Genomic DNA, 24,590 nt, shown 5'->3' with positions numbered 1-24,590 from the left:
GTGGTCTCGGCGGCGTGCACGCGACCATCATGCCTCAGCGGTAGTTCGCACATTCGACGTGAGCGAACGAACAAATCGGTTGTGCGACCGCGCCGGAATTGCGAACATCGCGGGGTGAAGAGCGCGGAACGGCAACGGGTGATCGTGGAGCGGCTGCGCGACGCCGACCAGGTGGGCGTCGCCGAGCTGGCCGAGGCGACCGGCGCGTCGGAGATGACCGTCCGCCGCGACCTCGACCACCTGGCGTCCCGGGGCGTGCTGCGCCGGGTGCACGGCGGCGCGGTCCCGGCGTCCCCGTCGGGGGTGGAACCGCCGTTCGCGGCCCGCGCGACGACCGGGATCGCGGCGAAGCGCGCCATCGCCGCCGCGGCGGCCGAGCTGATCCGCGACGGCGAGACCGTCGTCCTCGACAGCGGCACGACGGCCCTCGAACTCGCGCGGCTGCTGCGCGGGCGTCCGATCACCGTGATGCCGCTGTCCCTGCACGCCGCCCGCGAGCTGGCCGAGGAACCCGGCGTCCGGCTGCTGCTGCCCGGCGGTGAAGCGCGGCCGGGGGAGCAGGCGCTGGTCGGCCCGCTGACGCTGGCGTCGCTGCGGGCCCTGCGGTTCGACGTCGCCGTGCTGAGCCCCTGCGCGCTCGGCGTCGAGTCCGGGCTCACCGCCTTCGACCTGGGCGACGCCGAGGTCAAGCGGACCGCGCTCGACGTCGCGGCCCGGACGATCGTGCTCGCCGACGGCGCCAAGTGGGGCCGCTGCGCGCTCGCCTGCATCTGTCCCGTCGACCGCGCCGACGTGGTGATCACCGACCCCGGCGCGCCCGAAGACCAGCGCGCCGCGCTGACCGAGCGTGGCGTGCTCGTGCACGTCGCCGTCCCCTTGGAGAACCGATGACCGCCCCGCCCCACCCGCGCGCCGCCCGGTTCGCGACCTTCATGTTCTTCGGCCTCAACGGGTTCGCGATGGGCATGTGGGTGGTGCACATCCCGAGCATCGAGCGCGCCACGGGCATCTCGCACAGCACGCTGGGCGCGCTGCTGCTGGTGCTCGGCGGCGCCGCGTTCACCGGCATGCAGGTGGCCGGCCCGCTCGTCGACCGGCTCGGGCACCGCCGGCTGGTGCCGGCCGCCGGGATCCTGCTCGGCCTGGCCGTGTGCGGGCCCGGGTTCGCGGACTCGTGGTGGACGCTGGGCCTGTCGCTGATCTTCTTCGGCTTCGGCAACGGCGCGATCGACGTCGGGATGAACTCCCACGCGGTCGTCGTGGAGCGAGCTTACCCGCGTCCGATCATGGCGGCCTTCCACGCGATGTGGTCGATCGGCGGTGCGATCGCCGCGGTCATCGGCGCGGCGACGCTCGGCGCGGGCGTGGCCACCGGCGTCACGCTCACCGGCACCGGCTTGCTGTGCGTGCTGCTTTCCGTGTTGTCGGCGCGGTTCCTGATGGAGCCGTCCGACGCCCCGGCCGCCGGCGCCTCCGACGCCGCCGAGCCGGTCGTCACGCGCCGGCCCCCGCGCCGCATGGTCTGGTTGCTGGGCCTGCTGGCGCTGGCGCTGATGCTGTCGGAGGGCGTCGCGAACGACTGGGCGGCGCTGCACATGGAGAAGGTGCTCGGCACCTCGGCCTCGACGGCGGCGCTGGCCTACGGCGCGTTCGCGGTGGCGATGACGACCGGCCGGTTCCTGACCGACCGCGTCGCGGCCTGGGCGGGCCCGACGGCGATCGTCCGCTACGGCGCGACCCTGGCGGCAGTGGGCCTGACGACGGCCGCGGCGGCGCCCTGGGTGCCGGTGTCCTTGGTGGGCTGGGCGCTGTTCGGCCTGGGCCTGTCCGGCGGCGTCCCCCAGCTGTTCACCGCGGCGGGCAACCTGGACACCCGGGCGTCGGGCGCGCTGATGGCCCGCGTGGTCGGCCTCGGGTACGTCGGCCTGCTGGCCGGCCCGGCCGTGATCGGCGGGCTGACGCGGTGGATGCCGCTCAACGTGACCTTCGCGGTCCCGGTGGTGCTGTGCGTGGTGGCGGCCGTGTTCGCCGGCGTGCTGAACCCGAAGCCGGAGCCGGCGGAGCAGCCCGTCGGCTGACCTCCGTCAGCGGTGGTGGGCGACGGTTTCGTGCGCGCGCTCCGCGCCGGTGGCCGGCTCGGTGTGGATCACCACCGCCGTCAGGCGCGGGATCGTGTGCAGCAGCCGGTGTTCCACCTCGTGGGCCAGCGCGTGGGCGGCCTCGACGGTCAGGTCCGCCGCCACCGTCACCGCCAGCTCGGCCCGCAGGTGGTGCCCGATCCACCGCATCCGCAGGTCGCGCGCGCCCAGCACGCCGTCGACGGCACGGGCCGTCCGCTCGGCCAGCTCGACCGATGCCGGGTCGACGGCGTCCAGGAGACGCCGGAACACCTCCTTCGCCGCGTCGCGCAGGACGAACAGGATCGCGACGGTGATCAGGAGCCCGATGATCGGGTCGGCCGCGGGGAAGCCGAAGAAGACACCCGCCGCGCCGGCGACGACGGCCAGTGACGTGAAGCCGTCCGTGCGGGCGTGCAGCCCGTCGGCGACCAGGGCGGCCGAGCCGATCTCCCGGCCGATCTTGATCCGGTACCGCGCCACGAGTTCGTTGCCGGCGAAGCCGATCACCCCGGCCGCCGCGACCACCCACGGGTGCCCGACCGGCCGGGGATCGAGCAGCCGCACCACTGATTCGTACCCGGCCAAGGCCGCCGAAGCCGCGACGACGAGCACGACCACCACGCCGGCCAGGTCCTCGGCGCGGCCGAGACCGTAGGTGTAGCGGCGGGTCGCGGCGCGGCGGCCGAGCAGGAACGCGACGCCGAGCGGCACGGCGGTCAGCGCGTCGGCGAAGTTGTGGATGGTGTCGCCCAGCAACGCCACCGAACCGGTGATCAGCACGAGCACCAGCTGCGCGACGGCGGTCAGGGAGAGCGCGGCGAACGACCACACGAGCGCCCGCACGCCCCGACGGCTGGTTTCGAGGGCGTGGTCGACGCGGTCGGCGCTGTCGTGGCTGTGGGGCCGCCATTTCGCATGGCCGTGACCGTGACCGTGACCATGGCCGTGTCCTGTCATGCGGCCAGTCTATCTGCGCAGGCATGCAGATACGCAAGTAGTAGGGTTGTGGTCATGCACGCGTCGCTGGAGTTCGACATGCCGACCGAAGAGCAGGTCCACCTGGCCGCGGAGTCGTTCCGGCTGCTGGCCGACCCGACCCGCATCAAGGTGCTGTGGGCGCTGCTGCAGGGCGAATCCTCGGTGGCCTGCCTGGCCGAACTGGCCGGCGCCGCCCCGACGGCGGTCAGCCAGCACCTGGCGAAGCTGCGCTTGGCGGGCTTGGTGAAGGGCCGCCGGGAAGGCACGTTCGTCTACTACTCCGCGGCGGACAACCACGTGCGCGGCCTCCTGGCCCAAGCCCTGCACCACGCGGAGCACGTGGACCGCGACCTGCCTTCGGGCGACCACGCCCACCACCCGCGCCCCTAGCCGATCGGCTCCTGCAGCTCCGTCACCCAGCCCGCCGGATCCTCCGGGCAGTCCAGGTACACCTCCCGCTGCGGCCCGGCCGACCGGCCGCCGTGGTCGGAGATCCAGCGCACCACCGCCTGCCAGGAAGGCAGGACGCCGTCGATCGCGCCGCGGTGGACCAGCGTCGCCGCCCGGGTGGGCGGGAGGTCCGCCACCGTCAGGCCGTTGAGGTCGCCGCTGCCGACCGACGCCGGAAGCGCGGCGTGCACGACGACTTCGTCCTCCGCGCGCTGCTCGTAGTAACAGGTCAACCGTCCGGCCGGGGTGACGTCCGCCTGCGGGAGGCGGCGGCCGAGCTCCGCGCACAGCGGGTGCACGACCGGCCCGATCGCCTCCGGCGCGAACCCGGCCGCGACGCCGGTCAGCTCCACCACCCGCATGCCGGGCAGCTCCTTGACCACGACGTCGTGGGCGGGTGGCCGGCCGTCCGCCTCGATCGTCCGCAGCCGCGCCTCGACCTGCGCGAGCCGGGCCGCGCCTTCGGCCAGCGCGGCTTCCAGCTCCGCGCGCCGCAGGGCGAGCATCCCGCGCACCTGCTCGACCGTGACCTCGTCGGCCAGCAGCGTGGCCACCTGGTCGAGGGTGAACCCGAGGTCCTTCAGCGCGACGATCCGGTTGAGCCGCGCCAGCTGGCCCGCGGTGTAGCTGCGGTAGCCGGTCGCCGGGTCGACGCGCGCCGGGCGCAGCAGGCCGAGCGCGTCGTAGTGGCGCAGCATCCGGACCGAAACCCGGCCGTGGCGCGCGAAGTCACCGATCGAGAACACGGCTCGATCCTTCCCGAGGCGGGACGAATCCGCCGACGACGTCCGCGGCGAGTTCCGCGAACGTGATCGCCGTGTCGTCCTCGTGCGCTGGCCCGACCACCTGCAGCCCGGCCTGCCGCACGGGAACACTGACCGCCGGCAGCCCGGGCAGCGACGCCTGCGCGATCCAGAACACCTGGTCGTCGTAGCGGTTCCGGTCGTCGTGGGCCGGCGCCGCGGTGAACACCGTCGGGCAGAGGAAGACGTCGACGTCGGCGAAGTAGCGGGCCCAGGCGGCGGTGAAGGCGGCCCGCCGCCGCTCCTGCTCGGCGGCACCGGCGAGATCTCGTCCTTCCTGGCTCGCGAAGAACAGCTCCACCTGGAAGCCGAACGCCTCGGCCTGGGCGGCCAGGTCGACGTCCGCCGGACGGCCCTGGCGGACCCGCACCCCGGCGCGGGCCAGTGCGTCGACGGCGTCCGATAGCACCGCGCCGACCTCGCCGGTCACCGGGCAGGCCGGATCGTCGAGGACGACGCCGACGCGGAAGTCCGACAGCCGGGACCGCCGCGACGGCCGCGCCGGCCCGCCGGTGACGCGCAGGGCGAGCCGCAGATCGGCGGCCGACCGGGCCAGGGGACCGACCGCCAAGGGGAACTCCCGGGCGGGCGAGGCCGGCGGCCCCGGCGGCTGGAACCCGCGCAGCGGCACGGTGCCCGGCGTCGGCTTGAGGCCGTAGATACCGCAGTACGCCGCCGGGATCCGGATCGATCCGGCCAGGTCGGAGCCGTATTCCAGGTACGTCAGGCCGTCGGCGAGCGCGGCCGCGGCGCCGCCGCTCGAGCCGCCCGGCGTCCGGGCGGGGTCCCTCGGGTTCAGCGTCCGCCCGTGGAGCGGGTTTTCGGTCCGGCCGAAGTCCGCGAGCAGGTGGTGCACGTTCGTCTTGCCCACGACGATCGCCCCCGCGTCCCGCAGCCGCCGCACGACCGCCGCGTCCTCGTCCGCGACGCAGGCGGCGAACGCCGGCTCACCCCATGTCGTCGGCAGGCCCTGCACGGCGAAGGCGTCCTTGACCGTCATCGGGACGCCGTGCAGCGGCCCGGCCTCGTCTCCCCGGGCCACCGCACGATCGGCCTCCGAAGCCGCCTCCAGCGCGGACTCGCGGCAGGTCGCGATGACGGCGTTGACGGTCGAGGCGTCGATGCGGGCGAAGAGCTGTTCGGTCAGTTCGCGCGCCGAAAGCTCGCCGCGGCGGATGCCGTCGGCCACCTCGGTCGCGGTTCGGAAAGGCGTCATGGGTCCGGGATAGGGCCTGACACGGTGTCAGGGTCAACCGCAGCGGGTAGCCCTCCAAGTGATCGCCGCCCGAACCGCGGGTGGCGCAGCCCGGCGGAGGGAAGCCCCGATGACCGCACCCCCGGTACCGCCCGAACCGGTCCAGCCCGCCCCCGTCGGCCCGGCCCCCGCGCCGGACCGGCCGCTTCCGGACCCTGGGGTGCCCGTCCCGGACCCGGTACCGCCGGAACCGAAGCCGGGGCCCGAGCGAGACTGAAACTCAGATCATATGAGTTTCGTATGACTTGGTGTACCGTCGGAGTATGACAACAGCGCAGAGCTACCGCCGGATGGTCAACGCCGGCAACAAGATCGTCGTGGGGCTGCAGCGGCTCGGCGTCGCCTTCGGCCCGATGCAGCTGCTCACCGTCCCGGGACGGCGCACCGGGGTGCCGCGGACGTTCCCGATCGCGGTGCTGCCCATCGACGGGGCGAGCTACATCGTCCAGGCCTATCCGAAGGCGGCTTGGGTGGCGAACGTGCGGGCCGCGGGCGAGGTGACCCTCACCCGCGGCCGCCGCTCGTCGGCCGCACGGCTGGCCGAGCTGCCGGTGGAGGCGCGGCGGCCGGTCCTGCGCCGGCTCGTCGAGACGAGCCCGCCGAGCGTGGGGAAGCGGTTCGTGACGACCGGACTGGCGGACGCGCCGACGCCGGACGCCGTCGCGGCGGCCGCGGACCGCATCGCGGTCTTCCGCGTCGAACGGTCCTGAGTCAGCGGCGGTTTCTCCAAGGCCCGCAGCACCTGCCGGGCCGCGCGGCGGGCGGCCGGGGCCGGGGCACCGGCCAGCAGTTCCACCAGCGCGACGGCGAGTTCGCGCACCTTGACGTTGAACTCCTGGCTCGCCCGCCACAGCGTGTTCCACGCTTCGTCGAGGCCGCAGCGGCGCAGGGCGACGACGATGCCGCGACCCCGCGCACCCGCGGCCCCAGTCCGCGGTGAGGCCGGGGTGGTGCTCCAGCAGACCGCTCAGCGTCAGGGGCCGCCGCGGTGGTGCACGGACACCGCCGCGCCGAGGGCGCCCGGCGCGTCGGCCGCGATCCGGGCGAGCAGCTCTTCGAGCAAGGGGGTCACGCCGCGTGTCGCGGGAAGGACGGTCACCGCACACCCCTCCTCGGCGGGGTGGGAGCGGGGCCCGGGCCCGGCCCCGCTTCGCTCGGGGTCAGGCCTTGATCTCCCGGCGGTCGCCGGCGCCGTCGATCTCGATGCGGCGCGGCTTCGCCTTCTCGACGATCGGGATGCGGACGGTCAGCACCCCGGCGTCGTAGTTCGCGGTGATGTGCTCGGTGTCGAGCGTGTCGCCCAGGAACAGCTGGCGGGAGAACACGCCGAGCCGCCGTTCGGAGACGTGCATCCGGACGTCGTCACCGGTCGGCAGGGGCCGTCGTTCGGCCTTGACCGTGAGGACGTTGCGCTCGACGTCCAGCTCGACGGCGTCGGGATCGACACCGGGGAGGTCGAAGCACACCACGAACTCGTCGCCGGCACGGTAGGCGTCCATCGGCATCGCGGCCGGCTTCGACCAGGTGCCGGCGCCGAAGACCTGCTGGGCGAACCGGTCGAGGTCGCGGAACGGGTCGGTGCGCATCAACATCGGGATCCACCTCCTGGAACTCGTCGACTCTGGTGTCAACACGCAGGTCTGTTCTAGCATGTCGTCAAAACGATGACAAGAACTGGGTCGTCGAAAGGATGACGTGATGGACGCAACCGATCCGTCCGGCGCGCTGCGCCGGATCCAGGAGGTGGTCGCGGCCGCCCGCGGCGGCACGGGGGACCAGGGGCAGGTGCTGGACGCGCTGTCCGGCCTCCGGCTGCTGCGCGAGGAGCTCGCGAGCTGGGAACCGGAGCTGATCGCGGCGGCCAGGGCGGCCGGCGCCAGCTGGGTGGCGCTCGCCCCCGCGCTGGGTGTCGCGAGCCGCCAGGCCGCGGAACGGCGTTACCTGCGGCTGCAGCCCTCGCGCACCGGGGAGAAGACCGGCGAAGCGCGGGTCGACGCGGAACGCGACCGGCGCGCGGGCGACCGGGCCGTCGCCGACTGGGCCCGCCGCAACTCCGCGATCCTGCGCCAGCTCGCCGGCCGGGTCAGCGCGCTCGACGGGCTCGGCCCGGCCGCGCAGGAGAGCGCCGACCGCCTCGGTGCGGCCCTCGGCGACGACGACCCGGCGACGCTGCTCCCGCCGCTGGCCGCCGCGCGGCCGCACCTGACCGGCGCGCACGCCGGTCTCGCCGAGCAGCTCGGCGAGATCTCCGCTCACACCGACCAGCTCCGCCGCGACGCCGCTGGCAACCGCCGCTCCCGGGAGTGAAGCGGGTTTGCCCGGCCGCCCACCGGGCACCCGCTGCGCGAGCGACGGAAGGACGGTGCCGCCATGACCGCCGAACCCCCGGATCCGGATCCCCGCCGGACCCCGGACCTGGAACCCGGAGGCGGCGTGCCCCCGGGCAGCACGCCGCCCGACTCCGGCCAGACGTCGGGGCTGTCGCACCCGCAGCCCATGCCGTCCAAGGCGATGCCGGTGCTGTGGCTGGTCCTCACCGGCGTGCTCGTGCTGATGGTCGCCGGGCTGGTGGTCTCGCTCGCCTTCGGTTGGCTGAGTGTCTGAGACCGGTCCGGACCGGGTACTCGCGACGCATGGACGACACTCCTGACCGGACCGAAACCCGCGCCGAACTGCTGCCCGAAGAACAGGCCGTGGCGAGCGCGGACCCCGAGGCCCAGGCCCGCGAGGTCCTGCGCGACTCCGACCGCCGCACCGAGCACCCGGAAGCGACGCTGGGGCGCCGCAAGCCCGAGGACACGGTCTAGTCGCCGCCGCGGAAGTTCTCCTGCGTGGCCGGGTGTCCCGGCCGCGCCTTCGCGTCTTCGTCTTCCAGCGGCCCGTCGGGTTCTTCGCGGCGAGGTGGCTCACCGACCGGGTTTCCGCTCGAGTCCACTTCGCCGGCTTCGTCGTGGGGTTGTGACATCGTTCCTCCATAAGATTGTTGGTGTTCAGGACGGGATGTTCTGGATGCCCAGGGCGACGGGGTGTGGCTGATCGTTTCTTGCCGTTGGGTGGCTCCGAAGGAGTGGCCGCCCTGTCGTTCTGGACGCCCTGGCCGCTGATTGAGATCTGCGCTTGGTCGCTGTTTATGGAGATGCCGGCGGGTCGTCCACGGGGTTGAGCTGCGAAGACGAAAGGGCCGGCTGCATGGCCGTGGGGAAGGTGTGGGTCGGGATTGATGTCGGCAAAGGCTTTCACCACGCTTGCGCGGTCGACGTGGCCGGGAAGGTCGTGTTCTCGCGGAAGGTCGCCAACGGCCAGGCTGCGATCGAGCAGCTGATCACCCGCACCACCGCCAAAGCCACTGGTGGGGTGGTGTGGGCGGTGGACATGACCTCTGGCGCGGCGAGCCTGCTGATCACGCTGCTGCTGGCCACCGGGCAGCCGGTGGTTTACGTTCCGGGCCGGTTGGTCAACCGGATGGCCGGCGCGTTCGCCGGTGAAGGCAAAACCGACGCCAAGGACGCCCGCACGATCGCCGAAACCGCCCGAATGCGCAGCGATCTGACCCTGATCACCAGCCCCGATGCGATCGTCACCGACCTGCAGGTATTGACCGCGCGTCGGGAGGACCTGATGGCCGACTGGGTCCGCGGGGTCAACCGCCTTCGCGAGCTGCTGGCGAGCATCTTTCCCGCGCTGGAGCGGGCGTTCGACTACTCCACTCGCTCGGCCCTGGTCCTGCTCACCGGGTTCCAGACCCCGGCCGGCATCCGCGAGGCCGGGGCAGCCGAGCTGCAGTCCTTCCTCATCGGGCAGGGTGCCTGGGCCAAAGGTATTCCGGCCATGGTGGACAAGGCCCTGGCCGCGGCGGCCGAGCAAACCGTTTCCCTGCCTCAGGAATCGGTGACCGCACCGCTGATCGCCCGGCTCGCCGGGCAATTGCTGGACTCCGACCGGGAGATCAAGGACCTCGATAAGCAACTCGCTGCCAGGTTCGCCGAGCACCGGGATTCCGGGCCCATCACCAGCCTCGACGGCTTCGGGCCCGTCCTCGGTGCCCAGCTGCTCGCCGATACCGGCGGCGACCTGCAAACGGCGTTCCGCAGCTCCGCGCACCTGGCCGCCTACGCCGGCCTGGCCCCGGTGCCCCGCGACTCCGGACGAGTGCGCGGCAACCTGCACCGCCCGAAGCGTTACCACCGCGGTCTGCGCCGGGTTTTCTACCTGGCCGCGCTCTCGGCGATCAAACGGACCGACAGTCCATCCCGGGCTTACTACCTGCGCAAACGAGACGAAGGAAAACGGCACACCCAGGCTCTGATCGCTTTGGCCCGCCGCTTGGTCGACGTCATCTGGGCGCTGCTTCGCGACCGCCGCGAGTTCCACCCCTCACCACCGGCCACGGCCACAGCCGTCGCTTGACACAGTCATTGAGACTCCTCCGGTGGCCGATCTTTCGCGGCTACCCGGCGGACACCGGTGTCAACCGCTCCTCGGCCGGCGTCTCGCGGCGCAGCAGCAGGACCGCGCCCAGCCCCAGCGCGGCCACGACGGCGAAGAACCAGAACCCCCACGGGTAGGCGACTCCGGCGGTGACCAGCGCCCCGGTGACGAACGGGCCGAGGATCGAGCCCAGCCGCCCGACCGCCGACGTCAGCCCGAGCGCGGTGCCCCGGGCCTGCGCCGGGAACGCGTGCGCGACATAGCCGTAGATCAGCACCTGCGCGGAGAACACGAAGACGCCAGTGAGCAGCACGACCGCGTTGAGCACGACCGCGTTCCCGATCTTGAGGCTCAGCGCCGCCAGCAGGACCGCGCCGGCCCCGAACCAGATCCGGGCGATCCGGCGGATGCCGAACCGGTCGGCGATCGTGCCGGCCAGCACCAGCCCGAGCACCGCGCCGATGTTGAGCACCAGCAGCAGGGTGATCGACGTCGAAATCGGGTAGCCCGCCGTGCGCATCAGCTGCGGCAGCCAGGTGTTGAGCCCGTAGACCAGCAGCAGTCCCATGAACGAGCCGGTCCACACGGCGATGCTGATCCGCCGGAACCGGCCGCCGAGCAGGTCTTTTAGACCCACGCGCTCCTGTTCTTCCCTGGCCGCGAGGTAGGCCGCGGACTCCGGCAGCTTCCACCACATCAGCGGCACCGCCAGCAGCCCGACGATCCCGCCGCCGTAGAACAGCAGGTGCCAGTCCTCCTTGGCGTACAGCGCGAGGACCGAGGTCAGCACCGCGCCGACGTGGTAGCCGGTCATGGTGAACGTGCTCGCGCTGGCGCGCCGCCGGGCCGGCAGGTTCTCCGACATCACGGTCAGCGCCACCGGCATGCACGCGCCGAGGCCGAGCCCGGCGAGGAACCGGAAGACGCCGAAGGTCGCGACGTTCGGCGCGAGCGGCGTCAGCAGGGTGAACAGCGAGAACAGCAGGACCGAGCCGATGAGCAGCACGCGGCGGCCGAACCGGTCGGTGAGCGGGCCGAGGCCGGCGGCGCCGACGGCCACGCCGATCAGCGACACCGTCGCCACCGCGGTCGCGCCGGCCGCGGTGAAGCCGAGGTAGCCGCTCTTGAGCAGGGTCGGGATGGTGGCGCCGAGCGCGACCAGGTCGTAGCCCTCGAGCAGGACGGTCAGCCAGCAGAGGACCGCCGTCCACGCGCCACGAGACGTCGTTGTCATCGTCTTTCTCCTCAGAACGGGTAGTGCGCGATGTCCGCGCGGATGGTCAGCCACTGCGTCTCGGTGAAGGCCTCGATGTTGGCCTTCGCCCCGCCGAAGCGGGAGCCGTTGCCGGAGTCGCCGACGCCGCCGAAGGGCGCGGTCGGCTCGTCGCCGACGGTCTGCTCGTTGATGTGCACCTTGCCCGAGCGGACCTCCTCGGCCAGCTGCATCGCCGTGCCGACGTCACCGAGGATGCCGACCGACAGGCCATATTCGGAGTCGTTGACCAGGCGCGCGGCCTCGTCGAGGTCGCGGTAGGCGCGCACCGGCGCCACCGGGCCGAAGATCTCCTCGCGCCAGGCCGGGCTGGTGTCGTCGAGTCCGAAGAGGACGGTCGGCGGGTAGAAGGGCGCGTCGGGCTTGCCGCCCGCCAGGACCCGGGCGCCCGCGGCGACGCTGCGGTCGACGACGTCGGTGACGTGCGCGAGCTGGCGGTCGTCGATGATCGGGCCGAGCGCGACATCGCCCTCGGCCGGGTTGCCCACCGGCAGCCGGCGCGCCTTCTCGGCCAGCGCCTCGACGTATTCGTCCACTTGGGACTCGTGGACCAGGTGCCGTCCGGTGGTCATGCAGATCTGGCCCTGGTGCAGGAACGAACCGAACGCGCCCGCCGATGCCGCCTTGGCCACGTCGGCACCCGGCAGCACGACGAGCGCGTTGTTGCCGCCCAGCTCCAGGTGGACGCGCTTGAGCGAGCGCGCGGCGGCTTCGCCGACCTTGCGCCCGGCCGCGGTCGAGCCGGTGAACGACACGACCGACACCTCCGGCGCGTCGACCACCGCGGCGCCGACGGCCGCGTCCCCGGGCAGCAGGTGCAGCAGGCCGTCCGGCAGCCCGGCCTCCTCGAAGACGCGCAGGATGCTGACGCCGCCGCACACCGCCGTGCGCAGGTCCGGCTTGAGCAGCACGGCGTTGCCGAGCGCGAGCGCCGGCGCGACCGAGCGGATGGCCAGGATGAGCGGGAAGTTGAACGGCGAAATCACCGAGACCACGCCGGCCGGCACCCGGCGGGCCAGCGACCAGCGGGGTTCGCCGGTGCTCAGCACCTCGCCGAGCGGGTGCGTCGGCAGGGCCGCGGCCTCGAAGCAGATCCCGGCCGCCATCTCCGTCTCGATCCCGGCCTTGGGCCGCGTCGAGCCGGCTTCGCGGACGATCCAGTCCTGCACCTCTGCGGCGTGCGCCTCCCACAGCTCGCCCGCGCGGCGCAGCACGGCGGCGCGTTCGGCGGGCTTGCGGCGGGCCCAGTCGCGCTGGGCCTTCGCGGCGGTGGCGGCGGCGGCCGCGACGTCGTCCGGCGTCGCGACGCCCACGCTGCCCAGCACGTTCCCGGTGGCCGGTTCGACGACCTCGTGGGTTCCCCCGGTGCCGCCTCGGAATTCGTTCTCCAGCAAGGTCATGATCACTCCGGTGTGGTCGGTTCGGTGTCGACCTGGATCAGCCGGGGGCCGTCCGGGGTCGCCTTGAGCTGGGTGCGCAAGTCTTCTTCGTCGCGGGCGGTGGTGGCTTCGACGCCGTAGCCGGCCGCGATGGCCGTGAAGTCGAGGCCGGGAATCTCCGTGCCGGGCACGTCCGGGGTCCCGAGCAGCTCGCCGAACCACCGCAGGGCGCCGTAGACGCCGTTGCGGAGGATCACGAAGGTGACCGGGACGCGGTAGTGCGCGGCGGTCCACAACGCCGTGATGCCGTAGTTGGCCGAGCCGTCGCCGATGACGCCGACGACCGGGCGGTCCGGGCTGCCCATCGCGACGCCGACCGCGGCGGGCAGGCCGAAGCCGAGCCCGCCGGCGGCCGGGAAGAAGTAGGACCCTTCGCGGCGCAGGTCCATCTGCCGCCACCAGGCCGAGTTCGTCGAGGTCGACTCGACGACGTACCGCGTATCGCTCTCCTGGGTGCCGCGGAGGGCGGCGAACACCTGCTCCGGGTGCAGGGCCTTTTCGCCGGTCCTGGGCTCGGGGTTTTCGACGTGGTCCTTCTCGAAGGTCCGGGCGGGGACCTTCGACAGCAGCGCCTCGATCACCGGCCCGGGGTCGGCGACCAGCGCCTCGCCCATCGGCGCGCGGGCGGCGGCGCCGAAGTCGTCGGTGACCTGGATCAGCCGGGTGCCCTCGGGCAGGTAGGCGCCGGGCACGTGCTGGTGGTAGCGGAAGACCGGCGCGCCGAGCACCAGCACCAGGTCGTGCCCGGTCAGCGCGGCCGAGACCGGCGCGATGCCGGCGGGCAGCACGCCGCGGAAGAGCCGGTGCCGGTTGGGGAAGGGCAGGCGGTGCGGCGACGGTGCCACCCAGGTCGGCAGGCCGAGGTGTTCGGCCAGGGCGACGGCCCGGTCGAAGAGCCCGGTGGCGTCGATGTCCCCGCCGAGGACCAGCGCCGGGTTCTTCGCCGCGGCGACGCGCTTCGCGAGGTCGTCGAGCTGGGCTTCGCTCGGCGTCAGACCTCGCTGGACGTGCCGGTCGAGCGTCGCCGTCTCGGTCAACTCGACGGCCCAGTCGTCGTAAGGCACCGAGAGGTAGGTCGGACGCCGGTGCAGCTCGGCCTCGAACACCGCCTGCGCGAGCGACCGCGGGACGTCTTCGGCGCAGCTCGGCTCGCCGGACCAGGCGACCAGCGGGCGCATCAGCTGCGTCGCGTCGACGTTGGCGAGCATCGCCTCCAGCCCGATCGCCGTCCGGACCTGCTGGCCGGCCGTGAGCACCAGGGGCGAGCGCGAGTAGACGGCGTTGGTGAGCGCGCCCATCGCGTTGCCGGAACCGGCGGCGGCGTGCAGGTTGACCAGCACCGGGCGGCCGGTCGCCTGGGCGTAGCCGTCGGCCATCCCGACGACGGCGCCTTCGTGCAGGCCGAGGACGTAGCGGAAGTGGTCGGGCAGCTCGGCGAGGAACGGCAGCTCGTTGGAACCGGGGTTGCCGAAGACGGTCGTCAGGCCACGGCGGTCCAGGAATTCGTGGGCGAGCCGGCGGGCGGTGGGCATCGGTGGGGCCTCCTCGAAGTCCGCCCGACCCTATGGAGCTGCGCGGCTGTGTTCCAATAAATGTTGCCTCGTTGCTTCATCGATGGGATCGATATGGCGGACTTCGACCTGAATCTCGTGCGCACGTTCGTGCTGCTGTACGAGACCCGCAGCGTGACCGCCACAGCCGAGTCCCTGCACGTCACGCAGCCGACGATCAGCTACAGCCTGCAGAAGCTGCGGCGCCGGTTCTCCGACGAGCTGTTCCGCCGCACGGGCGGCGGCCTGGTGCCGACGACGACCGCCCGCGCGCTCTACGAGCCGCTGCACAGCGCGCTGTCGGAGATCGAAACGGCGGTCAGCGGCGCGAAGGCGTTCTCGCCGTCGACGGCCCGGACGGCGTTCACGCTGGCCCTGTCGGACCTGGGCGAGATCTCGCTGCTGCCACGACTGATGGCGGCGCTGCCTTCGCACGCGCCCGGGGTGACGCTGACCGTCCGGCCGCTGGACGTCGACCGCGCGGCCGACCAGCTCGGCCGCGGCGAGATCGACGCGTTCATCGCGTCCTCGCTGATCAGCTCCCAGCGCGTCGCCCGGGTCCCGCTGTTTTCCGAGGGCTACCTGGGCATGGTGGCTGCGGACCACCCGCGGCTTCCGGCGGCGGTCTCGTTCGGCCGGCTGGCGGCGGAACGCCATGTGACGGTGTTCGGCCCGACGGGCCACGACGGCCCGCGTCGCGCGCTGGAGGCGTGCGGCCTGCTGGACCGCGTGGTGCTCGAGGTGACCCGGTTCGCGGCGCTGCCGTACCTGGTCCAGGACGGCGAGCTGGTGGCGATGGTCCCGCGGCTGGTGGCGCAGATGTTCGCGGCCGAGCACCGGGTCCGGCTGTTCGACCTGCCGCTCGAGGTCGAGCCGGCCCAGGTGTCGGTGTACGCGCGGCACACGCACGCCCGCAGCGCGGCCCAGCACTGGCTGGTGGGCTTCATGCGCGAGGTGCTGGGCTAGGTCGTCTGGCAGCGGGCGCCGTTGAGCGTGAAGCCGACAGCGGCGGGGTTGCTGCGGCTGAAGGAGCCGTTGAAGCCGATGTCGATCGTCGTGCCCGGGGCCATGCTCAGGTTGTAGGAAACCGCTTTCATGGTGACTCGCGAGCCGCTCTGCGAGAAGTCGCCGTTCCAGCTGTGCGTGACCTGCTGCCCGGCGGTGAAGGTCCAGGTGGCGGTCCACGGGTTGAGCGTCTGGTTGCCGGTGTTGGTGACGTAGACGTTGGCGGTGAACCCGTTCGGCCACGAATCGGTGATGTCATAGCGGACGGAGCACGAGGCCACCGGAGCCGGCGGCGGGGGAGCGGCCTGCGTCGAGCTGGTGGCGGTGGTCTTGGGCGCCGTCGTCGTGGGAGAAGCGGAGGTCGAGATCTGCCGCAGCACGGTGGGCACCGGCGTCGGGCTCGGAGCGGTGGTGACAACGGTCCGCGGAGTGGTGGCGGGAGCCAGCGGATCAGGAGCCACGGCGGCTTGCCGCCCGGGCGAGCTCTCGGAGGTGACGGCAATGATCACCAGGCTCCCGGCGACGACGAGGGCCCCGCAGAGGGCGGAGACCCACCGAATCCGCCGCCCGGCCCGCTGCTGAGCGGCGGCGGCCTCCCGCGCCCGCTGTTCGAGGCGCTCCCGGTACCCCTCATCGATGTCTTCCTCACGGGGCCGCGTGAGGGGAACGTAGGTACCGAGCGACCGAGGCATGGCCCCGGTCTCCCGAAGAAGCTCATCAACGGAAAGCTCATCATCCGACCGGCCGGCGCGCGCCATACCGCAACCTCCACTCCGCGAGGGCGCTCGAACGCGCTGGCTTGCCCGGCGAATCCTAGGAAGCAGGGACGGTCTTGTAAACCATGCGAGCAACGCAGTTTCGCCGGCTTTCGTACTGGCTGGAGCCGCCTGGATCGATGCAGAGGGTCGAAACCGGTCGATCTTGCCAGACGGTCTTGAGGGTGGGATCCCCACCCCCCTGAACGAGGGGTGGGGGTGGCCGTATACTCTTTCTTCAGCAGGTCCGAGTGGCGGAATGGCAGACGCGCTAGCTTGAGGTGCTAGTGCCCTTAACGGGCGTGGGGGTTCAAGTCCCCCCTCGGACACAAATACGTGGGAGATCTCCCAAACCACAGAGTAACTGGCCCGCCACGGCGGGTCTTTCTCGCGTTCAGCTCCCGTCGATCTCGGCTACGCTGATCTTGACCGCGCCCTCCCCTCGCGCAGCACGTCGGGGAGGTGTCGCATGACCGGCATCCCCTCCTTGGCCGTACCCGGCCGGATCACGGCACCTGACCCGGAACGCGTGGCCTCCCCGCCTGTCCCGATGGGCTTGCCGCCGTTGCGTGATCTCCATGCTGCGGATGGTCCGCGGCTGTCGATCGCGCTGATGGACGGGGGAGGGCGGCTGCAGGACCGCGGCGCCGTCGCGGCCCTCGGCTGGAGGCCAGGCGACCGCCTGCTGATCACCCTCGTCCGGAGCTCGGTGGTGATCCGCCGCCGTCCGGACGGGGTGTTCGTCATGCCCCGCAAGCCCTACGTCGCGCTCCCGGCTCCGGTGCGCCGTGGCTGCGGAGCCCTGGCGGGCAGCCGCCTGCTGCTGGTCGCCGACCCCGTCCACGACGTGCTCATCGTTCACCCGGAAGCCGCCGTGCAGGCGATGCTGCGCACCTTCCACACCTCGCTGGCCGCCCCCGAGGAGGCGTCATGACCGCGACCACACAAGATCTCGAAGCGGCGCGGCTGCTGTTGTCGCGCCTCGGCGTGGATCCCGCCGACCTCATCGGTGACGCAGCCACCGGCAACACCGACGACGAGCGCCCGCCGATGCCGACGCTGGCCGAATGGATTTCCGTCGTCGCGGGCCTCGTATCGCCGAGCACGGCCAGCTCCTACGGGTCGTACTGGAAGAAAGCCGAAGCCAGGTGGGGCGAGCGGCCCATGGACACGATCACGGCCACCGAGATCAAGGCGATGGCCGAGCACGTCCGCAGCACCGCTCGCGTCCGCCGCAACTCCCGCGGCGGCCGCAACGCGGCGGAGAACTTCATCGCCGCCATGCGCTGCCTCTACAAGCACCTGGTCAACGACCAGCGCCTCGACGAGCGCGCCAACCCGGCCATGCGGGTCACCAAACCACGGCGCAACGCCTCCACACGCCGAGCCCTCGCGCCGGACCGGGTCGGCGAGCTCAACGACATCGTTTCCAGCACCGGCGACGACCCGGAGCTGGACGCTTTGATCTGCCGGCTGCACGAGGAGAGTGCCTGCCGACGTGGCGGCGCACTCGCCTTGCGCCGCCGCGACCTGGACCAGACGCAATGCACGATCCTGCTGCGAGAGAAAGGCGAGACCGAACGCTGGCAACCGATCTCGCCGACCCTGATCCGGCACCTCGTCGCCCACTTCGACGAACGCGGCGACGGCAACCCCGAAAGCCAGCTGCTGCGCTACGCCAACGGCAACCCGATCACCAAGCGCCGCTACGATTACATATTCGGCCGTGTCCAGAAGGCACTGGATTGGGCACGGTCACTGCAGGTCAGTGCCCACTGGCTGCGCCACACCACACTGACCTGGGTCGAGCGCAACTTCGGCATCGGCGTCGCCCGCGCCTATGCCGGACACGCCGAGTCCGGCGGCGACCTGACGACCACCACCTACGTCAAGGCCGACATCACCGAAGTCGCCGAAGCTCTGGCCGCACTCACCGGGGAACCACACCCCCTTGCACCGGTCCGCGTGCCGCGGACGACGACAGAGTGATCGAAGGCGGGCGCGGTCGTGCAGCCCGCGTCCGCCTTAGTCGCTGTGAGCGGTCCTGTCGGGGATGTCGACGAGGTTGTCGTGGAAGGCGGTGACCATTGTGTACAACACGTGCTGCGGGTAGACGACCAGCAGGTCGTGCTCCAGCACGGCAGCGAGAAGCACCTGATCCTCAGCCCGGATGCGGCACCGCGCCCGCAGCCGAGCCGGCAAGGTCAAACTCATCCTTGGCGGAACCGACGTACCCGACGGCTTCTCGCTCGGCGCTACGACGAGCAGACCCGAGGACACCGAGAGCCGCAGCGGCAGGCCCGGGGCCCAGCGCAGCCGCTCCAACGGGACCCGTGCGGCGACCACTCCATTCATGCCGACCCGGACCAGGCTGAACGCGACCGACCCACGCTCCACTGCGGGGCCGAGATCGGCAACCTGCAGGGGAATCACGGGTTCGGTAGCGTGCCTCCGCTCCGGTAGGAGCAGTGAAGCGACGATCCTGTTGCCTGCTCCCTCCGATGTCAAGCACGGAACCGCTTTGGCCGCGTGGGCGGCGACAACCGTTGGTTCTTGGCCGGCTCGACGTTCCCGATCGTGTGACATGAACTGTTCCCAGAACTCTCGCGCGGGGAGGGCGAGGCGAAGCAGCGTCCGACGGCGTAATAGCGCGGAGCTGACCAAATTCGAGTCTAGTCGTGATTGGCCCATCCGTGAACCTGAGCGTCGGAGCGACGTGAGTGGGCGTCAGCGCGACCCGCCCACCAGGGGGTCTGCACCCGGTGGAATTCGAACCTGCGGCTCCTGCTTTGTGGATCATGTCTCTCGTCGATCATCGAGGCTGATCGACATGCGCCTCGACCAGCTGATTCAGTGCCAGCGGCGAAGGCTGGTGCGGGTTATCGGCGGTCGTCTCGCGATCATCCGGTGTCGATTCCATCACGGAAAACATCGGGCGGCAGCAAAGCTGCGCAGTGACGTAAGTATGTCGGAGGGCATCTCTACTATGGACGTATGGCGCAATGCACAGCACCGTCCCGAGGCCATCGCACCGCGAGCGGGGCCGCGAACTGCCCTGCGTGCAGCAGCCGTGGAAGGTCGTCCTACCGCTCGTCCTACTCCTACTCGTCGCCCCGTCCTTCTTACGGCGCTCGCGGCGGGTCGAGCTACGGCAGCTGGTCGGGCGGTAGCGGAGGCTCCCGTCGGACCAGGACCGGCAGGTCGGTGTCGTACACGCCGACGGAGTGGCGCACCGTCGAGCCTTTCACCCAGAAGGCCAGCGAGCAGGCTCAAGCACATCCGGAACGCCGCGACCTCTTCTTGTGCCACGCTTGGCCAGACCGAGAAGGTAGCGCGAAGGAGCTGCACGCCCACTTGAAGTCGAACGGTGCGTCGGTGTGGTTTAGCGAGGAGGATCTGCCTCTCGGCTCGCTCATGATCCGCGAGATTGACAAGGGACTACGGAACTCCCGCGTTGGCATCGTGCTGGTCACGCCCGCGCTGCTCAAGAGCATCAACGACGAGGGCGTAGCGGAGAAGGAACTCGCCGTGTTGCTCTCCACCCGGCGCGTCATTCCCGTCTTACATGGGGTGGGCTTCAACGACCTCAACGACGTCAGCCCGATGTTGGCCTCGCACGCTGGGCTGAGCACCGCGGAGTCGTCGCTCGACGTTGTTGCAGCCAAGGTCGCTGCCGCTGCCGCCGCGCTCGCGGACTGAGGTCAGCCGAGCCTGCATGAGCAGGCGAGCCCCGTTTGCCGCGAGAAGTGCTGATCCTCGCCGACCGGCAGACCGGGGATAGGGCTGTGCTGCGGTTGCAGAATGAGGTACGGGCTCGGAAGGATTCGAACCTGCGACACCCGCTTTTGTGGATCAAGTCTTCCATCGATCACCACGACTGATCGGCATGTGCCGTGACCAGCTGATCTGGCAGCAGTACCAATGGCGGACCCGTGATCATCTGCGGTCGTCTCGTGACCATTGGCGAGGGTATAGCAGGGGATGGGCGCCGTACCAGGGCTGGTCAGGCACGTAACGATCCGACGAACGCCGACGGAGAACATAACGCGGAGTTTGTCCAGGCCGAATCCCTTGTATGACGAGTTGGGCTGTGCGGGCTTTGCTGGGGACTGCCGTAGGCGTTGTCGTGGCCGCGTGTGGCCAGCCCTCAACGCCGGCGCCCGTTTACTCGGTGATACCTCAGGCGTCGTCCAGTCCGCCAACGACACGAACGCCGTCGACCTCTTCTTCGGTGGCGCCGACGCCGTCCGCGCCGACGACATCGGCAATAAGCACTCCTTCGCGACCCACTACGAAGCGCCCGAGTTCTTCCAATGGGCCAGGCTGTGGGCAGCGGGCTGTTGCCGCGGGCAAGTTCAACCCCAAATGCCACGAATACCAGGGGTACCTCGATCCTGGGGGACCAGGACGGCAGAAGACCTCGGGCGATCTACAACACGAGTATGGGTGCCAACAGGGCTACATCCCGAAGGACGAGTGTTGACCGAAGGTCCCCTTGCACTTACTCGGTGTCTCTCCGGCCTCTTGGTCTTCGATGATTTCCCTTCCTGGCAGTAGGAAGCCTCATTCTCGATCATGGTCTTTGGTGGTCGTTCGCCGGTACGGTGCGGGCAAATGTGGGCTGCGGCAGGCAGGCGGTATGCCGATCTTGGTCGGAGCCGGGAAGCTCACTGCCTCGATCGAGACCGGCTCCAGCTCCGGCTGTACGAAGAACTCGACCGGTAGCTGGAATGTCAGGAATTGCCCTCGGGAGCGCAGGTGGCGGGAGCAGGAAGGGCGTTCGCCGGGAAATCTCGGGCCAGCGTCGTGCAGAGCTGCGTTGTGGCTTGAACGAGGTCGACGGGCCAGAGTGTGACCGTGCCGTCCAGTGCTGCGGTCGCGAGCACTTTCTCGTCGGGGCTCCACGCGCTGCCGGTGACGTTTGCGCTGGACCCGGTGAGTGTGGCCCAGCGTTCCCAGCCTGCGACCTGCCAGACGACGAGCTTCTCGCCGCTGCCGGTGACGAGGAAGCGGCCAGTCGGGCTGAAGGTAAGCAGGCCGGCCGACGTGGCGGACGTCGCGAGATCGGTGACGTGCTGGTCCTGCGCGATGTCCCAAACTGTAACCGTCGCGTTGCCCCGGGCGATCGCCAGCATGCTGCCGTCCGGGCTGTAGGTGAGTGCGTTCAGTGGTTCGGGGCCGCGCGGCAGGGCGGAGACAGGTGAGCTGGTCGTGAGGTCCCAGATCCTGAGCCGAGTGCCGTCGTCAATCGCCAGGTGGCGTCCGTCGGGGCTGTAGGCAAGGTGAAGAGCCGTCACCGGCAGATCGGCGACGAGGTGCCGGTCGGCGATGTCCCAGACCACCGTGTGCTCGGTGCCGTTATGGGATCCGACGGCCGGCATGATGGCGGCCGCCAGTTGGGCGCCATTCGGGCTGAACGACATGGAACTGCTGGTTAGGCCCGTGGCGGTCGACAGCGTGACCGGCGGGGTAAACCCGACGACGTCGTGGATGGTCAGGCCGTGGTCCGGGTCGAGGACCGCCAGTCGGGCTCCGTCGCGGGAGAACGCGTAGTGACCGTTGTCCGGTTGCGGGGTCGTCATCAAGTCGTCGTGCGCGCGGTCAGTCAGCCGCCACTTCTGCAACTGTGCGCCGTTCGGGGCAGTCTGGCCGGCCACCAGCAGGCTTCGGCCGTCATCGGTGAAGGCGAGGGCCTCTCGGACCCCGTCGGTCCGCAGCGGGAGCTTCGTGAGGTCCCAGATCCAGGTCCCGGCCCGGCCGCCCGCGACCACCGTGCCCGCGGCCGTCAAGACCGCGTTCGCTCGTTGGTCGCTCAGCACCACGGGTTGCTGCTGGTCCACGTTCCAGATCGTGATCCCGCGGCCAGCGTTGGTGACCAGCAGGGTGCGGCGGTCGATGAACGCCAGCGTGTCCACGTCACCGGTGTTCGGCAGCCGCGTGATCACCTGGTGAGTTGTTGCGTCCCAGATCTTGACCTGGCTTTCCCCGTCCGGGATCGCGAACCGCGCGCCCGCCGGGTCGACCGCGACCGGGCGAAGGCCGACCGAACTACCGGGGAACTGAGCCTGCGGCATGCCGGTGGCCGCGTCCCTCAAAACCGCGCGGTCGTAGCCGATCGTCGTGAGCAGGCCTCGGCCGTCCGGGGTGAAGGCTAGTGCGGCCGCGTTTTGGACGGCGCTGTCGCCGGACAGGCGGTAGACGAGTGTGAGCGTCTCGGCATTCCACAGGGACAGCTCTTGGTGGGAGTCGATGGTGCCGATCCGCGTGCCGTCCGGGCTGAAGGCCACGTCGAAGATCGAGGTCGAGCCGGTCGCGACCGCGGCCAGATGCTTGCTGGTGTGCAGGTCCCACAGGTCGAGGCGCCCAGAGGATGTAACCGTGACGAGCCGTCCACGGTTCTTGTCAAACGCCGCGTCCGTCGCCTCGCCGGAACCGGCGCCGGCCCCCTCCGACGGCACCAGCAAGACGTCACGTTTGCGGTGGGGGACGTTCCAGATGACGATGCCGTCGCTTTCCTGTGAGGCGAGGCTCGCACCGTCGTCGGAGAGGGCCAGCGGGACTCGGGCAGGCAGCAGGCCATGCATCACCGGGTGCCCGGCGGCGCTGAGCAGGCTGCTGCGTGTCTCAGCGGTCTCAACAGCGCCCGCGGATTCCAGACTCAGTCGGATGGCTTGGCCTGTGTTCTGGTCGGCGATGGCGTCGGCCTGGGCCGCGAGCTGCCGCGACAGGGCAATGTGCTGCTGTTCGGTGGCCGTCTGCTGACTGTTGCGGGCGTCCCAGGTCATGCCGAGCGCAAAGACCAGCAGAACGGCGAGTGCCGCCGACAGCCAGCGCAGCTGCCGGGCTCGGCGTTGGGTTCGGCGCTGCGCCGCAAGTTCGGCATCGAGGCTCGCCTGGAGAAACTCACGTTCCCGCGGTGTCATGGTCGCGTGGCCGGTTTCGGCCCAGTCCCGGGCGACAGCGAGCCGCGTCCCGCGCGCCAGGGCGTCCGGTTCCCGGTTCGTCTGTTCCCAGGTGGTGGCGGCGTCGGTGAGCTGCCGGTGGACGCGGAGGCCGTCGCGGTTCTCGGCCAGCCAGTCGCGCAGCCGGGGCCAGGCGTCGATCACAGCTTCGTGGGTGAGTTCGACGGTATCGGCGTCCAGGGTGATGAGCCGGGACGCCGCCAGCCGGTTCAGGACGGCCTCGACCTGGGGATCGTCCTGGTCGAGTTCGTCGCGCCGGAGCCGGCGCTTGGTGGCGCAGGTGTCCTCGCCGGGGTCGATCAGCCGCAGGAAGAGCTGCTGCGCAGTCGCCTGCTCGGCCTTGTCCAGGGACGAGTATTCGGTTTCGGCGGTGTTGGCCAGCGCGCCCCGGATGCCGCCGGTGGCGTGGTAGCCGGACAACGCCAGTGTCGCTCCGCGGCGCCGTCGCCAGGTTTCCAGCAGCGCGTGGGACAGCAACGGGAGGACGCCGGGTTGGGCGTGGGCCTCAGCGACCAGCTCGGTCACCAGGGCGCCTTCCACGCTGAGCCCGGCTCGGGTGGCTGGCTTGACGATCGCATCCCGCAGTTCGGCGGCGGTCATCGGGCCGAGCAGCAGCTGCGCGTCGGCGACGGCGTCGGCCAGTCCGCGGTGCTCGGCGCAGCGGGGGTAGAAGTCGGCCCGGACCCCGAGCACGACCTCGGTCGTGCCCGACGCGGCGGTGAGCAGGGCGTCGAGGAAGGCGGTGCGTTCGACCGGATCGGTGCAGAGGGTGAACAGTTCCTCGAATTGGTCGACCACGACCGTGGCGCCGTCGGGCCCGGCCTGGCGCAGCAGCAGCCGGAGGTTGTCCGGTGCAGATCTCAGCTCGTCGAGGACCTGCGCTGCCGTGGTGCCGAGCAGCGGGGCGAGCTGCAGTGCGCATTCTTCGAATGGATGGCGGCCGGGGCTGAACAACACCACTGCGGAGTCCGCGCGGCGGGGCACGAAGCCGGCCCGCAACAGCGACGACTTACCTGCCCCCGATGGCCCGAACACCGTGAGGAACCGATGGTGGGCGAGTTTGCCGTCCAGCTCGTCAAGCACCCGCTCGCGGCCGAAGAACCGGTCGGCGTCCTCGACCCGAAAAGCCCCCAGCCCGACATACGGCACGTCATCGGTCGTTTCCTGCTCGCCGGGTTCGGTGTTTTCGGCGGCCAGTTCTGCGGCCAGGGCGTGCCAGGCCCTCTCCCACTCTGCGGCGTCGCCATCGCAGGCCCGGACGTAGGCGAGGGTTACCGCCAGTGTCGGCAGCTTGCGGCCGCCCGCCGCGTCGGACAACGTGCCCGCGGCGTAGTGCGCACGCCGCGCCAGCTCTCGGTACGTCGGGCTGCCGACCTTCTCCCGCAACCCCCGCAAACCCCGCGCGAACTGCGACAACGCATCGCCGTCCGAAGCCAGCGGACGCTCCCGCCTCGGCATACGCCTTCCCCCTCCCACCCACAGCCCATTGTTCAGGCGATGACGTTCGGAGTCCAGAGACCGACACAGAACAACCTCACCGGGCTAGACAAGACCCCGGCGATACCACCCAGC

General features: G+C 71.0%; 24 protein-coding genes and 1 tRNA gene. 13 read left to right on the top strand and 12 right to left on the bottom strand.

The features are described 5' to 3' along the window. Nucleotides 1-114 precede the first annotated feature (114 nt). Together ACFPLC_RS43250 and ACFPLC_RS43245 are read left to right on the top strand one after the other, a co-directional pair. On the top strand, nt 115-891 hold the full coding sequence (locus ACFPLC_RS43250) for a DeoR/GlpR family DNA-binding transcription regulator (protein WP_378192008.1): 777 nt from the start codon (nt 115-117) through the stop codon (nt 889-891). Next, nucleotides 888-2,078, top strand: coding sequence for an MFS transporter (locus tag ACFPLC_RS43245; protein WP_378192006.1), 1,191 nt, complete (start codon nt 888-890; stop codon nt 2,076-2,078). The genes ACFPLC_RS43250 and ACFPLC_RS43245 overlap by 4 nt, the downstream gene beginning before the upstream one ends. A 6-nt stretch (nt 2,079-2,084) precedes the next feature. Here ACFPLC_RS43245 and ACFPLC_RS43240 read toward each other — a convergent pair whose 3' ends face one another. Beyond that, nucleotides 2,085-3,077: a cation diffusion facilitator family transporter gene (locus ACFPLC_RS43240; protein WP_378192004.1), complete on the bottom strand. Its 993-nt coding sequence runs from the start codon at nt 3,075-3,077 to the stop codon at nt 2,085-2,087. Nucleotides 3,078-3,131: 54 nt separating this feature from the next. Here ACFPLC_RS43240 and ACFPLC_RS43235 point away from each other — a divergent pair, with 54 nt between their 5' ends. Further along, nucleotides 3,132-3,488 carry an ArsR/SmtB family transcription factor gene (locus tag ACFPLC_RS43235; protein WP_378192002.1) on the top strand — a complete coding sequence of 119 codons (357 nt, stop codon included), beginning with the start codon at nt 3,132-3,134 and terminating at the stop codon, nt 3,486-3,488. Here the strand turns inward: ACFPLC_RS43235 and ACFPLC_RS43230 are convergent. Both ACFPLC_RS43230 and ACFPLC_RS43225 read right to left on the bottom strand, forming a co-directional pair. Next, entirely contained in the window at nt 3,485-4,294 is an 810-nt protein-coding gene (locus ACFPLC_RS43230) for a MerR family transcriptional regulator (RefSeq protein WP_378192000.1), read from the bottom strand. The genes ACFPLC_RS43235 and ACFPLC_RS43230 overlap by 4 nt on opposite strands. Then, nucleotides 4,278-5,567: an amidase family protein gene (locus tag ACFPLC_RS43225; RefSeq protein WP_378191998.1), complete on the bottom strand. Its 1,290-nt coding sequence runs from the start codon at nt 5,565-5,567 to the stop codon at nt 4,278-4,280. The genes ACFPLC_RS43230 and ACFPLC_RS43225 overlap by 17 nt, the downstream gene beginning before the upstream one ends. 302 nt (nt 5,568-5,869) lie before the next feature. On the opposite strand from ACFPLC_RS43225, the gene ACFPLC_RS43220 reads away from it, so the two are divergent. Beyond that, complete coding sequence (locus ACFPLC_RS43220; protein WP_378191996.1) at nt 5,870-6,316, top strand: nitroreductase family deazaflavin-dependent oxidoreductase; 447 nt, start codon at nt 5,870-5,872, stop codon at nt 6,314-6,316. A gap of 263 nt (nt 6,317-6,579) precedes the next feature. Here ACFPLC_RS43220 and ACFPLC_RS43215 read toward each other — a convergent pair whose 3' ends face one another. Together ACFPLC_RS43215 and ACFPLC_RS43210 are read right to left on the bottom strand one after the other, a co-directional pair. Next, nucleotides 6,580-6,705, bottom strand: coding sequence for a hypothetical protein (locus ACFPLC_RS43215; protein ID WP_378191994.1), 126 nt, complete (start codon nt 6,703-6,705; stop codon nt 6,580-6,582). Nucleotides 6,706-6,766: 61 nt separating this feature from the next. Beyond that, nucleotides 6,767-7,198 carry an Hsp20/alpha crystallin family protein gene (locus tag ACFPLC_RS43210; RefSeq protein WP_378191992.1) on the bottom strand — a complete coding sequence of 144 codons (432 nt, stop codon included), beginning with the start codon at nt 7,196-7,198 and terminating at the stop codon, nt 6,767-6,769. Between the two features lie 106 nt (nt 7,199-7,304). Between ACFPLC_RS43210 and ACFPLC_RS43205 the strand changes: the two genes are divergently transcribed. From ACFPLC_RS43205 to ACFPLC_RS43195, 3 genes are all read left to right on the top strand, one after another. Continuing rightward, the gene (locus ACFPLC_RS43205) at nt 7,305-7,913 is read left to right on the top strand and encodes an HSP18 transcriptional regulator (protein WP_378191990.1); all 609 of its coding nucleotides are present in this window, start codon (nt 7,305-7,307) and stop codon (nt 7,911-7,913) included. A gap of 63 nt (nt 7,914-7,976) precedes the next feature. Then, the gene (locus tag ACFPLC_RS43200) at nt 7,977-8,210 is read left to right on the top strand and encodes a DUF6480 family protein (protein WP_191309801.1); all 234 of its coding nucleotides are present in this window, start codon (nt 7,977-7,979) and stop codon (nt 8,208-8,210) included. 29 nt (nt 8,211-8,239) lie between these two features. Beyond that, nucleotides 8,240-8,413, top strand: a complete 174-nt coding sequence (locus tag ACFPLC_RS43195; RefSeq protein ID WP_378191988.1) for a hypothetical protein — start codon at nt 8,240-8,242, stop codon at nt 8,411-8,413. On the opposite strand, the gene ACFPLC_RS43190 is transcribed toward ACFPLC_RS43195, so the two are convergent. Beyond that, entirely contained in the window at nt 8,410-8,571 is a 162-nt protein-coding gene (locus tag ACFPLC_RS43190; protein ID WP_191309804.1) for a hypothetical protein, read from the bottom strand. The genes ACFPLC_RS43195 and ACFPLC_RS43190 overlap by 4 nt on opposite strands. A 224-nt stretch (nt 8,572-8,795) precedes the next feature. Here ACFPLC_RS43190 and ACFPLC_RS43185 point away from each other — a divergent pair, with 224 nt between their 5' ends. Beyond that, nucleotides 8,796-10,013, top strand: coding sequence for an IS110 family RNA-guided transposase (locus tag ACFPLC_RS43185; RefSeq protein ID WP_378191986.1), 1,218 nt, complete (start codon nt 8,796-8,798; stop codon nt 10,011-10,013). A gap of 40 nt (nt 10,014-10,053) precedes the next feature. On the opposite strand, the gene ACFPLC_RS43180 is transcribed toward ACFPLC_RS43185, so the two are convergent. From ACFPLC_RS43180 to mdlC, 3 genes are read right to left on the bottom strand one after another with little or no spacing between them, the layout of a single operon-like run. Beyond that, nucleotides 10,054-11,268, bottom strand: coding sequence for an MFS transporter (locus ACFPLC_RS43180; protein ID WP_378191984.1), 1,215 nt, complete (start codon nt 11,266-11,268; stop codon nt 10,054-10,056). 11 nt (nt 11,269-11,279) lie between these two features. Beyond that, nucleotides 11,280-12,707: a benzaldehyde dehydrogenase gene (locus ACFPLC_RS43175; RefSeq protein ID WP_378191982.1), complete on the bottom strand. Its 1,428-nt coding sequence runs from the start codon at nt 12,705-12,707 to the stop codon at nt 11,280-11,282. Nucleotides 12,708-12,709: 2 nt separating this feature from the next. Next, on the bottom strand, nt 12,710-14,278 hold the full coding sequence (mdlC, locus tag ACFPLC_RS43170) for a benzoylformate decarboxylase (protein WP_378191980.1): 1,569 nt from the start codon (nt 14,276-14,278) through the stop codon (nt 12,710-12,712). Nucleotides 14,279-14,371: 93 nt separating this feature from the next. Here mdlC and ACFPLC_RS43165 point away from each other — a divergent pair, with 93 nt between their 5' ends. Continuing rightward, the gene (locus ACFPLC_RS43165; RefSeq protein WP_378191978.1) at nt 14,372-15,262 is read left to right on the top strand and encodes a LysR family transcriptional regulator; all 891 of its coding nucleotides are present in this window, start codon (nt 14,372-14,374) and stop codon (nt 15,260-15,262) included. On the opposite strand, the gene ACFPLC_RS43160 is transcribed toward ACFPLC_RS43165, so the two are convergent. Further along, nucleotides 15,259-15,993 (bottom strand): cellulose-binding domain-containing protein, encoded by a 735-nt coding sequence (locus ACFPLC_RS43160; protein ID WP_378236187.1) that lies wholly within the window; start codon nt 15,991-15,993, stop codon nt 15,259-15,261. The two genes, ACFPLC_RS43165 and ACFPLC_RS43160, sit on opposite strands and share 4 nt — an antisense overlap. 308 nt (nt 15,994-16,301) lie before the next feature. Between ACFPLC_RS43160 and ACFPLC_RS43155 the strand changes: the two genes are divergently transcribed. The 3 genes from ACFPLC_RS43155 to ACFPLC_RS43145 all read left to right on the top strand — a co-directional run bounded on the left by ACFPLC_RS43155 (nt 16,302) and on the right by ACFPLC_RS43145 (nt 18,045). Continuing rightward, nucleotides 16,302-16,385 (top strand) — tRNA-Leu (locus ACFPLC_RS43155). A gap of 140 nt (nt 16,386-16,525) precedes the next feature. Further along, nucleotides 16,526-16,990, top strand: coding sequence for a hypothetical protein (locus ACFPLC_RS43150; protein ID WP_378191974.1), 465 nt, complete (start codon nt 16,526-16,528; stop codon nt 16,988-16,990). Then, on the top strand, nt 16,987-18,045 hold the full coding sequence (locus ACFPLC_RS43145) for a tyrosine-type recombinase/integrase (RefSeq protein WP_378191972.1): 1,059 nt from the start codon (nt 16,987-16,989) through the stop codon (nt 18,043-18,045). The genes ACFPLC_RS43150 and ACFPLC_RS43145 overlap by 4 nt, the downstream gene beginning before the upstream one ends. A gap of 36 nt (nt 18,046-18,081) precedes the next feature. Here the strand turns inward: ACFPLC_RS43145 and ACFPLC_RS43140 are convergent, their stop codons facing one another. After that, the gene (locus ACFPLC_RS43140) at nt 18,082-18,453 is read right to left on the bottom strand and encodes a hypothetical protein (RefSeq protein WP_378236186.1); all 372 of its coding nucleotides are present in this window, start codon (nt 18,451-18,453) and stop codon (nt 18,082-18,084) included. Between the two features lie 597 nt (nt 18,454-19,050). Between ACFPLC_RS43140 and ACFPLC_RS43135 the strand changes: the two genes are divergently transcribed. Further along, nucleotides 19,051-19,755 (top strand): toll/interleukin-1 receptor domain-containing protein, encoded by a 705-nt coding sequence (locus ACFPLC_RS43135; protein ID WP_417281637.1) that lies wholly within the window; start codon nt 19,051-19,053, stop codon nt 19,753-19,755. 1,034 nt (nt 19,756-20,789) lie between these two features. On the opposite strand, the gene ACFPLC_RS43130 is transcribed toward ACFPLC_RS43135, so the two are convergent. Further along, nucleotides 20,790-24,476 (bottom strand): nSTAND1 domain-containing NTPase, encoded by a 3,687-nt coding sequence (locus tag ACFPLC_RS43130; RefSeq protein WP_378236185.1) that lies wholly within the window; start codon nt 24,474-24,476, stop codon nt 20,790-20,792. Nucleotides 24,477-24,590: the final 114 nt, after the last annotated feature.

The organism is Amycolatopsis plumensis (genome assembly GCF_042652605.1).
GTDB lineage: Bacteria > Actinomycetota > Actinomycetes > Mycobacteriales > Pseudonocardiaceae > Amycolatopsis > Amycolatopsis plumensis.
This window is presented reverse-complemented; position numbering and strand designations above follow the sequence as displayed.

Bases quoted from the DNA above. Each gene is read 5' to 3' on its own strand.
- ACFPLC_RS43235 (WP_378192002.1), top strand. From the start codon at position 3,132: ATGCACGCGTCGCTGGAGTTCGACATGCCGACCGAAGAGCAGGTCCAC.
- ACFPLC_RS43195 (WP_378191988.1), top strand. From the start codon at position 8,240: ATGGACGACACTCCTGACCGGACCGAAACCCGCGCCGAACTGCTGCCC.
- ACFPLC_RS43200 (WP_191309801.1), top strand. From the start codon at position 7,977: ATGACCGCCGAACCCCCGGATCCGGATCCCCGCCGGACCCCGGACCTG.
- ACFPLC_RS43245 (WP_378192006.1), top strand. From the start codon at position 888: ATGACCGCCCCGCCCCACCCGCGCGCCGCCCGGTTCGCGACCTTCATG.
- ACFPLC_RS43175 (WP_378191982.1), bottom strand. From the start codon at position 12,707: ATGACCTTGCTGGAGAACGAATTCCGAGGCGGCACCGGGGGAACCCAC.
- ACFPLC_RS43210 (WP_378191992.1), bottom strand. From the start codon at position 7,198: ATGTTGATGCGCACCGACCCGTTCCGCGACCTCGACCGGTTCGCCCAG.
- ACFPLC_RS43185 (WP_378191986.1), top strand. From the start codon at position 8,796: ATGGCCGTGGGGAAGGTGTGGGTCGGGATTGATGTCGGCAAAGGCTTT.
- ACFPLC_RS43165 (WP_378191978.1), top strand. From the start codon at position 14,372: ATGGCGGACTTCGACCTGAATCTCGTGCGCACGTTCGTGCTGCTGTAC.
- mdlC (WP_378191980.1), bottom strand. From the start codon at position 14,278: ATGCCCACCGCCCGCCGGCTCGCCCACGAATTCCTGGACCGCCGTGGC.
- ACFPLC_RS43225 (WP_378191998.1), bottom strand. From the start codon at position 5,567: ATGACGCCTTTCCGAACCGCGACCGAGGTGGCCGACGGCATCCGCCGC.
- ACFPLC_RS43160 (WP_378236187.1), bottom strand. From the start codon at position 15,993: ATGCCTCGGTCGCTCGGTACCTACGTTCCCCTCACGCGGCCCCGTGAG.
- ACFPLC_RS43145 (WP_378191972.1), top strand. From the start codon at position 16,987: ATGACCGCGACCACACAAGATCTCGAAGCGGCGCGGCTGCTGTTGTCG.
- ACFPLC_RS43135 (WP_417281637.1), top strand. From the start codon at position 19,051: ATGGCGCAATGCACAGCACCGTCCCGAGGCCATCGCACCGCGAGCGGG.
- ACFPLC_RS43220 (WP_378191996.1), top strand. From the start codon at position 5,870: ATGACAACAGCGCAGAGCTACCGCCGGATGGTCAACGCCGGCAACAAG.
- ACFPLC_RS43205 (WP_378191990.1), top strand. From the start codon at position 7,305: ATGGACGCAACCGATCCGTCCGGCGCGCTGCGCCGGATCCAGGAGGTG.
- ACFPLC_RS43130 (WP_378236185.1), bottom strand. From the start codon at position 24,476: ATGCCGAGGCGGGAGCGTCCGCTGGCTTCGGACGGCGATGCGTTGTCG.
- ACFPLC_RS43240 (WP_378192004.1), bottom strand. From the start codon at position 3,077: ATGACAGGACACGGCCATGGTCACGGTCACGGTCACGGCCATGCGAAA.
- ACFPLC_RS43150 (WP_378191974.1), top strand. From the start codon at position 16,526: ATGACCGGCATCCCCTCCTTGGCCGTACCCGGCCGGATCACGGCACCT.
- ACFPLC_RS43190 (WP_191309804.1), bottom strand. From the start codon at position 8,571: ATGTCACAACCCCACGACGAAGCCGGCGAAGTGGACTCGAGCGGAAAC.
- ACFPLC_RS43180 (WP_378191984.1), bottom strand. From the start codon at position 11,268: ATGACAACGACGTCTCGTGGCGCGTGGACGGCGGTCCTCTGCTGGCTG.